Source organism: Corynebacterium sp. HMSC05E07, assembly GCF_001807225.1.
Taxonomy (GTDB): Bacteria; Actinomycetota; Actinomycetes; order Mycobacteriales; family Mycobacteriaceae; genus Corynebacterium; species Corynebacterium singulare.
Map to the genome: position 1 here is coordinate 58,407 of NZ_KV788268.1, position 8,641 is coordinate 67,047.

General features: G+C 58.1%; 12 protein-coding genes. 4 read left to right on the plus strand and 8 right to left on the minus strand.

From position 1 onward, the window contains the following. Nucleotides 1–13 precede the first annotated feature (13 nt). Nucleotides 14–1,186, minus strand: coding sequence for a sensor histidine kinase (locus tag HMPREF3149_RS10760; RefSeq protein ID WP_070538093.1), 1,173 nt, complete (start codon nucleotides 1,184–1,186; stop codon nucleotides 14–16). Here HMPREF3149_RS10760 and HMPREF3149_RS10765 point away from each other — a divergent pair. Continuing rightward, the gene (locus HMPREF3149_RS10765) at nucleotides 1,185–1,814 is read left to right on the plus strand and encodes a DUF2020 domain-containing protein (RefSeq protein WP_042532741.1); all 630 of its coding nucleotides are present in this window, start codon (nucleotides 1,185–1,187) and stop codon (nucleotides 1,812–1,814) included. The two genes, HMPREF3149_RS10760 and HMPREF3149_RS10765, sit on opposite strands and share 2 nt — an antisense overlap. Here the strand turns inward: HMPREF3149_RS10765 and HMPREF3149_RS13665 are convergent, their stop codons facing one another. Together HMPREF3149_RS13665 and HMPREF3149_RS10770 are read right to left on the minus strand one after the other, a co-directional pair. After that, complete coding sequence (locus tag HMPREF3149_RS13665) at nucleotides 1,815–1,967, minus strand: hypothetical protein (RefSeq protein ID WP_042532743.1); 153 nt, start codon at nucleotides 1,965–1,967, stop codon at nucleotides 1,815–1,817. It abuts the gene before it with no gap. Further along, nucleotides 1,967–2,734 carry a class E sortase gene (locus HMPREF3149_RS10770; RefSeq protein ID WP_070538095.1) on the minus strand — a complete coding sequence of 256 codons (768 nt, stop codon included), beginning with the start codon at nucleotides 2,732–2,734 and terminating at the stop codon, nucleotides 1,967–1,969. Before HMPREF3149_RS10770 ends, HMPREF3149_RS13665 begins: the two co-directional genes overlap by 1 nt. Nucleotides 2,735–2,795: 61 nt before the next feature. Between HMPREF3149_RS10770 and yidC the strand changes: the two genes are divergently transcribed. Continuing rightward, a complete protein-coding gene (yidC, locus tag HMPREF3149_RS10775; protein ID WP_070538097.1) occupies nucleotides 2,796–3,782 on the plus strand; it encodes a membrane protein insertase YidC in 987 nt (328 codons plus the stop codon). Here the strand turns inward: yidC and HMPREF3149_RS10780 are convergent. The 4 genes from HMPREF3149_RS10780 to HMPREF3149_RS13670 all read right to left on the minus strand — a co-directional run bounded on the left by HMPREF3149_RS10780 (nucleotide 3,739) and on the right by HMPREF3149_RS13670 (nucleotide 5,894). Continuing rightward, nucleotides 3,739–4,347, minus strand: coding sequence for a TetR/AcrR family transcriptional regulator (locus tag HMPREF3149_RS10780; protein ID WP_042532748.1), 609 nt, complete (start codon nucleotides 4,345–4,347; stop codon nucleotides 3,739–3,741). The genes yidC and HMPREF3149_RS10780 overlap by 44 nt on opposite strands. 68 nt (nucleotides 4,348–4,415) lie before the next feature. After that, entirely contained in the window at nucleotides 4,416–4,676 is a 261-nt protein-coding gene (locus HMPREF3149_RS10785) for a GlsB/YeaQ/YmgE family stress response membrane protein (protein ID WP_042532750.1), read from the minus strand. Nucleotides 4,677–4,809: 133 nt separating this feature from the next. After that, the gene (locus HMPREF3149_RS10790) at nucleotides 4,810–5,706 is read right to left on the minus strand and encodes a universal stress protein (RefSeq protein WP_042532752.1); all 897 of its coding nucleotides are present in this window, start codon (nucleotides 5,704–5,706) and stop codon (nucleotides 4,810–4,812) included. A gap of 41 nt (nucleotides 5,707–5,747) precedes the next feature. After that, complete coding sequence (locus tag HMPREF3149_RS13670) at nucleotides 5,748–5,894, minus strand: hypothetical protein (protein ID WP_168162211.1); 147 nt, start codon at nucleotides 5,892–5,894, stop codon at nucleotides 5,748–5,750. Between HMPREF3149_RS13670 and HMPREF3149_RS10795 the strand changes: the two genes are divergently transcribed. Next, the gene (locus HMPREF3149_RS10795; protein WP_083280861.1) at nucleotides 5,830–6,882 is read left to right on the plus strand and encodes a pseudouridine synthase; all 1,053 of its coding nucleotides are present in this window, start codon (nucleotides 5,830–5,832) and stop codon (nucleotides 6,880–6,882) included. The genes HMPREF3149_RS13670 and HMPREF3149_RS10795 overlap by 65 nt on opposite strands. Here HMPREF3149_RS10795 and HMPREF3149_RS13175 read toward each other — a convergent pair. After that, complete coding sequence (locus HMPREF3149_RS13175) at nucleotides 6,864–7,064, minus strand: hypothetical protein (RefSeq protein WP_210385449.1); 201 nt, start codon at nucleotides 7,062–7,064, stop codon at nucleotides 6,864–6,866. The genes HMPREF3149_RS10795 and HMPREF3149_RS13175 overlap by 19 nt on opposite strands. Before the next feature lie 241 nt (nucleotides 7,065–7,305). Between HMPREF3149_RS13175 and HMPREF3149_RS13675 the strand changes: the two genes are divergently transcribed. Next, on the plus strand, nucleotides 7,306–7,479 hold the full coding sequence (locus tag HMPREF3149_RS13675) for a hypothetical protein (RefSeq protein ID WP_168162212.1): 174 nt from the start codon (nucleotides 7,306–7,308) through the stop codon (nucleotides 7,477–7,479). Nucleotides 7,480–8,641: the final 1,162 nt, after the last annotated feature.

The window sequence follows — 8,641 nt, forward strand, 5'->3', positions numbered from 1 at the left end:
TCCGGTCAAATTCTTAATCTACATCGTTATTTAAGGGCACACTAACTGAGACCGCCGTGCCCGTCCCTGGTGTGGATTCAATCACGACGTCACCCCCAAGCTCCTCCGCGCGGCGGCTCATGGCACTGAGCCCAATATGGCCTAATCCGGCCGGCCTATTCTCCACGGCTTCCACATCGAAGCCCTGCCCGTTATCAACCACGTCCACGCGTACCTCGTCCGGCTCATACGTGACGGTCACCCGGGCCTTGGTCGCGTGGGCATGCTTGACGACGTTCCCCACCGCGCCCTGCGCAATCCGCAACAGCGCCGCCTCCACCTTCATGGGCAGCTGCTGTGGCTCGCCCTCAACGTCCACCATGACCTCCACGTCACCGGTGGCGGCGAAGTTCTCCGCCATGCGGCCCAGCGCTGCCCCAAGGGAAGTCTCCGAGAGAGCCGCCGGCTGGAGAGCAGCAATCATCGCGCGGGCCTCGTGCAGGTTATCCGCGGCGGTGCGACGCGCAAGTTCGATTCGTTCGTGGGCTTTGGGGATGTTTTCTGAGTCCAGGTCACGGTCGGCGGCATGCAGGAGCATTTGGATCGAGGACAGGCCCTGGGCCAGGGTGTCGTGGATTTCATGAGCGATGCGCTGGCGCTCCGCCGTCATGCCCGCTTCACGCTCGGACTCTGCTAGCTGGGAGCGGGTTTCCATAAGCTCACGGTTCATCCTGTTCAGGGCACTGAAGGCATAGGAAATCGCGATGGTGACGAGCGCCGAGACCGCCGGCCCCATGATGCCGCCAAAGGTCAACCCGCCTGGCACCTGCACGAGCACCGCCGCCACCGTGGCTACGAGGACACACACAATGCCGGGGATCATCTCCAGCACGTAGAGGTACACAAAGTACAGGGAGAAGACCAGGTAGATGGCCGCCGGCGCCACCACCATATCCGCCAGCCACAACACCGTGAGGATGGCGAGCCAGCCATAGCGGGCGATGCGCGGCAGTGCCTCTAAGTAGACCGAGCCACCAAAGTAGACCACGGCGAAGGACACGAGCAGCAGCAGGTTAAGCACGCCCTGCCACAGCGGCAAACGCACGGTGGTGAGGATGGCCACCACCAGAAGCGTTGCGGTCAGGATGTGAATACCGTTGCGCAACGCATCCGAGTCAACCGAACGGTGGTCTAGTGTGGAGGTCATGCGCCACAGCCTACTGCCCCGCCTTGCTGCCTGTCTGATCGGTATCAGCCTTGTCACCACCGGCTGCACAGACGGTAATCGGCCCACGGAAGCGACACCGCCCAGCGCCCCCACTGCGGCGACAGGGGCGACGGGAGCTACGGGGGCTACGGGGGCAACTACGGACGACGCCACCGATGACGCGCCCGACTCCCCTGCAGTCACCGGCGACGGCCTCCCCGTCACTGCCTCTGCCGAGGTGACCGACTGGGAAGACTGCCCCTACCTGGACACCCAATGGGTAGCGGATACGAATGGGCAGAGGATGACTCGGTGGGGCGTCGACAAGCGCTTTGGCACCCCTGCCTGCGTGTTCTGGTCTTACCCGGAGGAACCCCAAGCCACCGTCATTGTGCGCGAGATGCCCAGCGTGGACGAGGCGCGCGCCGTCGTTGACGCCGCTGCACCGGTGAATGAAACGGAGCTGGCTGAGTTCGACGGTTGGTCCGGTGGGCGGGGCGTGTTTGAGGAGCACTCTGTCTTCGCCGTGCAGAAAGATACCCACGCGGTTCTCGTGTGGTCGAACCAGTTGCAGACACTCAAGCCGCAACTCATCGCGCAGGAGGCCATCTCCCGCTTGGGGCTCTAGCTACACCGCAACGTCGTTGTACGGCATCATCGCCGATACCCACGGAAAAACAACCTCCATGAGCAAGAAAAACACAGCGATAAGCAGAGCTACCGCCAGCACGGCCTTGACGGCAGTGGGGCCGGGCAACAGGTTCCACAGGGCGCGGTACATTAGTTCTCCTCCAGGACGGCGGGGCGGTGGTTGTCATCCGAGCCAGAAGACTTGGGCTCGCGGTCGGTCTCCATGGCGTGGATAATCATGCGCTCCGCGTTGGAGAACTGCGGGTGGCATGTGGTGAGGGTCAGCAAGCCCTCGCTGGCCTCGATCCCAGCTTCCGGCGGTGTTCCGGGGATGGGCTGCAGCACGCTGACATCACCAGGAAGGGTGATGTGGCGGCCTTGAATCTGCTGGTATTCCGGCTTCTCGCGCTGCTCAGGGCGGAGACAATCCGCCGGAGACCCGTCAATGGGCAGCACGCGGTACGTAACCCACTCCGTGAACGTCTCGATGACAATGGCGTCACAGGTGCGAAGATTGCCCAGGTCATTGAACGGCGCGCCTTTCCCCACGCGGTGGCCTGCCACGGCGAAATTCCCCTTCTCACCAGGCATCTGCGTGTCCGGATAGCGCCCTGGCCCACGCAGGAGATCATCCTCGTTGGTGCCCTCCAGCACGGCGAAGGCAAAGTCCGAACCGAACGCTGGGATATAAAGACGCGCGAAGGCTTCACCCAGCTTGGGCGCGTGCCCCTGGCCGCGCGGGTTGCGCCACTCCTCCTGCAGGGTCTCGTTGGCTTCTTCCTGCAGGTGACCGGACTCAATATTGGTCCAATAAGACTCATAAAGCGCAAAGAGCAAGAGCAGCACGCCGACGGTGAGCATAAGCTCACCAATGACGGAGCTCACCGTTGTCTTTCTGCGCGTCGTGGGCTGTGGCATGGTTCCTACACTAGCCCCTGTACCGTATAGGTACCCCACTCAGGACGAAGAGGAGTCCACGATGCTCGAGTTATTCATGTACCCGGTCTCCGGAATCATGAAACTGTGGCACCTGCTTTTTGCTTCCTTCCTGGATGGTTCACTGGCCTGGATCCTCACCATCGTCTTCCTGGTGGTGACGGTGCGCGGAATCATCGCGCCGTTGAACTGGCTCGCTGTGAAACAAGGCCGCATCGGTGCCCTCATGCGGCCTGAGATGACGGAGCTCAACGCCCAGCTCCGCGAGGTCACGGAGGTTGACCAAGCTGTCGAGCTCTACACCCAGCAGCGCGAACTCAAGGAACGCTTCCGCCACAATCCCATGCTGGGGTGCTTCCCGTCCTTCATTATCGTCCCTGCTTTTATCGGCCTCTACCAGGTTGTCCTCCGGGTATCCGGCTCCGCCAACGAGCCGGTGGGGATGCTGACGCTTGACAACGTCTCCTCCTTCCGCGCCTCCACCATCTTCGGCGTGCCCCTCACGGATTTCGCCCGTGAGCATCACAACCTTGTGCTGCCGATGCTCATCGCCGCGCTTACTTTTACCTCTCTGAATACGCTCATCACGCTGTACCGCGGTTACCTCACCACGCTCTTCGATGAGAAGATCCCGCGCCGTTTGCTCTGGCTGATGGCGATCATGGTGGTCATCATCCCGTGGATGCTGTGGACCGTAGCCTGGCACGGCCCGATTCCCGTCACCATCATCTTCTACTGGGGCTGCTCCTACCTCTTCACGCTGCTCCAGACTTTGGTTTACGAGGCGATCCTACGCAAGCGCTACCCGCTTCCCGAGGCCGTGCATGAGCAGCGACGAGAAAGCATTGAGCGGTGGCGCACAAAGGAAAAGAAGAGGAAGAAGAAAGCTGCAAAGGAGCGCTTTAAGGCGAACCCCGAGCAGAAGGAAGCATCCGCGGCGGCCCGAAAACGCCATGCCAAAATCCTGGCTGAGGCCAAGAAGATTGTTAAATCGAATAATCGGCAGGAGGGGCCGACAGCAGCTGAATAGCCAGCTGCTTCGCAGTTACCAGCGGAGCCGACTCACGAGTGAGCCGTGCGCCGGCAAGCCCTCCGTCAAGGAAGATGAGGAGCTGACTGGCCTGGTCTTCTGAGGGGTAACCATTCTTGGCGTTGAGCAGTGCCGTAATGGTGGAGTGCATCCACGAACGGTGTTCCACACACGCGGCAACAATGCCGCGTTCCGCATCGGTTTCCGGACGCGGATATTCTCCCGCAGCGTTGAGGAAGTGCGAGCCGCGGTATTCAATCGTGGGCTGTTCCTCAATGGCTTTGTCAAAGAAGGCGAGGATTTTGCTCTCCGCATCCGTGACATCCTCGGTGCGCTGGTGCCAGTCCGCGCGGTACTGCTCATCAAGCGCCTCAACGTACGCAATGACGAGGGCGTCCTTGGAGCCGAAAAGGGAGTACAACGATGCCTTGGCCACGTCAGCTTCGCGCAGAATGCGGTCGATTCCAATGACACGGATTCCTTCAGTGGTAAAGAGCCGCGTGGCGGAATCAAGTAGTCGGCTGCGCGGGCTCGGGCGATTGCGGCGCGACTTCTTTTCGGCCATTTTTTCTCCTCACATGACAAAACCGGTTCATCTACACAATATAGACAAACCGGTATGTATGTGAAATTTTATTTCTTGCGGCCCGTAATCGCTCCGACGATCCACAGCAGGATACAGGCACCGACTGTGGCGGTGATAATCATGAGGAACCAGCTATCGCTCACATCCTTGTTGAAGAGGGCCAGCAGTCCACCACCAATAAGACCGCCGATAACACCGACGATGAGGTTGGTGAACAGTCCCTGATCGCGCTTCATGATCTTCTCTGCGAGCCAGCCGGCGATGATACCAACGATGATTGAGCCAAAGAATCCGAGACCAAGTCCCATGGTGTACACAACTCCTTTTCGATGATTTGTTGTTTCCATCAACCATGGTACGTCCGAAAACCACAAAACGACCCGGCCACATCATATTCACAGCATGATGCGGCCGAATCGTTATTGCGGAGTTATAGGAGGGTTACTCGGAGTCCGGGCGGACCACCATCATTGGGCACGGCGCAGACTGCAGCAGCGCGCGCGAGGTGGAGCCCAAGAGCATGCCCTTGAAACCGCCACGGCCGTGGGAACCGACGACCAATAGCTGGGCCCCCTCGGAAGCATCCGTTAGTGCGCGAACCGGACGGTCACGCGCGATGAGCTTCTTAACCGACACATTCGGGTATTCCTTCTGGTGCTCAGCCAAACGCTCAGTAAGCAGGTCTGCCTGCTCGCGCTCGACCTCTGCCCACTCGGCCTGGGCGGCGGAAAGTCCAGCCAGGGAAGCCTGCACCTGCATATCCATCCAGGTGTGTACCGCGATGAGCTCAGCGCCGCGAGCATCAGCCTCCTTGAAGGCGTAGTCCGTGGCCTTCTGGGAAACCTCAGAACCGTCAACGCCCACGACGACAGGGCCGTACTTGGTGGACTCGGTGACCTGGTTATCCTCACGGACAACCACAACTGGGCACGAAGCGTGGGAGACCACAGAAGCCGAAACGGAACCCATGACCATGCCGGACAGGCCGCCCATACCGCGGGAGCCCATGACAATCATGGTGACGTCCTTGGACATCTCCAGCAGCATGTCAATGGGGGAACCCTCAGCCACGGTGTGGGCAATCTTCAACTCCGGCGACACCCTGTGGGCCTCAGCGCGGGCCTCCTCGATCTTTTCCAGGGTTTCTGCCTGCAAATCGTCGAAAAGCTCCTTCGGAGGGACCATGCCCTCGGCGTAGAGGAACTGCGGCATAGTGTAGCTCGATGCGATGCGAAGCGGGATTCCGCGCTTCGTTGCAGTATTAGCAGCCCAACGGACGGCGTTCTTCGACGCTTCCGAACCATCGACGGCTACGACGACAATGTCTTCCTTGGCCATGACCTTTTCCTTTCGACGTGCTTACATCTCCAGTCTAATACCTATTGACCGGCCTGTGGGGCGGTCGCAGCATCCGCATTGGCGGGGAAGAGAATGTTGTAGAGAGCCACAGCAATGTCACGAATGACGGCACCGATACCATTAGAGAAGAAATCAATGGCGGGTGCGAGAATCGAGTTGAAATCCATGGGAAAAAGAATAGTCCATAAAAGGCGTGGCGCAACCCCACTTCCCATCCGCGATGGACTAAACCCCACCCAAGCCCGCGTTCCGGAGGGCCCTATTTCCGCGTGGGATTTCGTCCGCGGCCTCATCATCTCCCAGCGCCACCGTCACCCCGACGACAACGACCAAGCCTTACAGGCCCGCTTCGACGCAAACGAGGTTGTGACTCAAAACGGAACGGCCCTTAACCCTGACAGCATCCTCGACACTAATGCCGTGGTGTACTTCTACCGCATCCCTGCGCCGGAGGTCCCGGTTCCCTATGACATCCCCATTCTCTTTGAGGACGAGCACCTCCTCGTCGTCGACAAACCGCCCTTCATGGCCACCATGCCCCGGGCCCGGCACATCACAGAGACTGCGACCGTGCGCCTGCGCCGACAGACCGGCAATAACGAGCTCTCCCCCACGCACCGCCTCGATCGCCTCACCTCAGGGATCCTCGTCTTCACCAAGGACCGTTCAGTCCGCGGCGCCTACCAGACGTTGTTTGCCGAGCGCCGCGTCACCAAAACCTACGAAGCCATCGCCCCGCTTGCCGACGTCTCCCCCGGCACCCTCTGGCGCTCCCGCATGGAGAAGACCCCAGGGGAACTCCAAGGGCGCATCGTCGACGGTGAAGTCAACGCCATCACCGAAGTAGCCGGCGTTGCTCCCGTGGACAAGGCCCCCTACGAAGCCATCCACGGTTCACTACCCGAGCTGGCGAAGTACACCCTCAAGCCCCACACCGGGAAGACGCATCAGCTTCGCCTTCACATGCTTCAAGCCGGCATCCCCATCCTTGGCGATCCCATCTATCCGGTCATTTACCCGGCGGAGGCCGAAGACATGCGGATTCCTATGCACTTAACGGCTACCCATATCTCCTTCATAGACCCACTAAGCAGTGCCACCCGCGAATTCAGCTCCCAATTACCGCTTGAAACCCATCATTTTTTGCGCCCGTAATTCTTCCCATCGAAATAATATCCAGCTTTCGACCACCACGTATCCGTATCACGCGCGGCTTTCCACCCCGCAACGTAGGCCAGCACCAAGCCGGCGAGTGGAACGGCCACCGCACCGATCGGACTAAATAAAGATGCCACGAAATCAATTGCGTGATCGAGCTGCAAAATCTCAAAGACCATGCCATAAAGTTCACCACGACCACTAAAAGGTTATTCATCGTGCTTGGGTTGGCTTGGACGTAGCACTGCCGAGTGCCTTCTCGCGTGAGGCATGATAGATGCCCCTCACACAGTTCGTCAAAGCTATTGACTGTTATTTGGAACACATGTAGCCTCGGGAGGTGAACCACCCCTCTAGAAGATAGGAACACTAGAGTCCGTGGCAACGAGTGTACTTAACGATCAAGTGTAAAGAGGGCTAATGAACAGGCATAAAATATCTCCCAATGCGATTGTCGTTGCACTATTTGGTCTGGCAATTTCAGGTTATGTCGCCATTTCAAACAAGTCGATCCTCGGTTTTCTTATCCTCATACTGCTCACCATAGTTGCAGCAGTACTGGTCAATCGTATCAAAAACAGTCATCAGGAATAACCAATGAGTAAATCTGCATAAATGCGTACTTAATTCTTTTATCTACTAAGTACGGATAACTTCCTGTAAATGTCTTCCCCAGCGCTTCTAGTGAAAGGAGACGCTGGGGAGTTCCTTGTATTGTGCGCTTCTTGATTTCTAGTGGTCGTGTAAACAGCAGCCCGAAAATCGTCTTGGAAAGCACTGTCTAGTGAATAGACAGTGCCTCATTTCGTTTTGTCTTATTCTCTGGAACTGGTTGCGCACTAGGGTGTGCACACTCTAATGCGACCATTACTACATGGTGAAGATTATTCATGTTTCAGACCGGAGGCGATGGGCGTTTCGCGCGGCCAAAAAATTTGAGTTAACCGAGCGGGATCGGCTCCTTTTTGACTGGTTGGTGGCGTTTGAAGCTATGACGCGCGACCACGCTGCCAGACTGTGGGGGATTAATCATTCGGGAGCCTCTAAGCGTCTTCGTGTGCTCCGCGACAAAGGGTTCATAGACGATAAAAGCGTTTTCACGGGCTTCCCCAGCATCCTAACCATCACCAGCAAAGGCTGTAGACACAGTAGATGGACGCACATTACTGATAAAGGAAATGTTGTCGGGGATTTCAAGCCTACGCATTTTAACACTGGCGGGACTTTGGCACACACTTTTGACGATGGATTTTGCTCTATCTTGGTCGATTTATGGGCACACGGTCGTAAGTGAGCGGGTAATGAAGGCTCAAGATCGCTTCACGGGAAGAAGTGTATTAGGTCCCAGTCCCTGGATTTGTGCTGAGTTTCTATGAGTCCAGACCTGGGTGGCGACTCATTAAGGTGGGGCTACGTGGTGGTGGCGTGGGGTGGTTTGTGTGTACTGGGTGTGTCGGCTTTCAGGGTTGGGCATATGATGCGGTGGGAGACAAACGAGTGGCAGTAACACCCCTTATTGTGTTGCGAGCGCCTCTATCTTTCTGTGGTTGCTGTGTCATTGTAGGGGCCAGCCGCTGGTGTTGAATCCTTCGTGTTTGTCCAGAACTTGGCGGGGTCTTATGCACGTGGGGTGGTGTGTGGTGGCCTGGGGTGCGGGCTGGTGGGGTTAGGAAAACAGCTCAGGGCCCTAGGCACCGTGGTGGGGTGTCTAGGGCCTTGTTTATTGAGTTGTTTGTTTGTTGTTTGGTGTCGGCGG